We start from the raw sequence: 786 nt of genomic DNA, 5'->3' as shown, positions 1-786 counted from the left end.
TCTTCCCCGCCTCAAGCCCGGTCGTGTCGGCTCTGCTGGACGGGGGGGCGGGGTTGATGGACGACGCGGCGCCCCCCTCGGGCCCGTGCGCTGTGGCCGCCGCGTTAGGCCCGGGGGGGGGGCGGCCGCGGGGGGGGGGCGGGGGGGGGGCCGGCCGCGCCGCGGGCGCGGCCGCTCCTTCTGCTGACCGCGGCACCGCCGCTCGCCAGGGCGTAACAAGGTCCGATCGGGCCGCTCACGGCAGGGGCCGGTGCGGCGAATGCGGGGACGGCGTACGCGGTGGGGACAAGACCGCGCAAGTGGTCGAGGACCGTTGCGCGCAGCGTAGCCAGGCCCGAGGCGTCAACCCCGACGTGTGAGTACACGGGTCTCCCAGAGGCAGAGCTTCCATCACGTGCAGTGCGGGACCTCTCACCCACTGTCGCGGTGTGGGGGGTCCGGTATGCGTCTGAGGAGAATAACGCTTCGTACAGGCCGCGCTACACCGAGTTGCTCAAATCATCGGTTACGTCGCTTCAGTGTCGGCTCGTCGATGGTTCCAGTAGCAGATGGTGACCGGTTGTTGATCGGATAGCGACAAGATCTGATCACTGGTGTGTTGGTGCGGGGGCTGCTGGTGTCTGGTGAATCGGACAGACCGCCGATATTCGTACGCCTGCCGTGACGCTCGGCGCACACCTGGGGCGGATCGCGTGGTCGGGGGCGGTCCCGTGCGTCCCCCCGGGCCCCCCCCCCCCCCCCCCCCCCGCCCCCTAAGGGGCGGGGGGGCGCCGCCCCCGCGGGGGG

Annotated in this window: 1 pseudogene; it reads right to left on the bottom strand. The window is 72.3% G+C overall.

Annotated features, from left to right (window positions below):
• Positions 1-152: 152 nt before the first annotated feature.
• Positions 153-365, bottom strand: a pseudogene (locus LCE31_RS39850) (ECF subfamily RNA polymerase sigma factor, BldN family); the annotation flags it as partial.
• Positions 366-786 lie beyond the last annotated feature (421 nt).

This window comes from Streptomyces sp. 8L, assembly GCF_020176795.1.
In the GTDB taxonomy this organism is placed as follows: Bacteria; Actinomycetota; Actinomycetes; order Streptomycetales; family Streptomycetaceae; genus Streptomyces.
The sequence above is the reverse complement of the archived record's forward strand: the minus strand, read 5'-3'. Positions and strand labels throughout refer to the sequence as shown.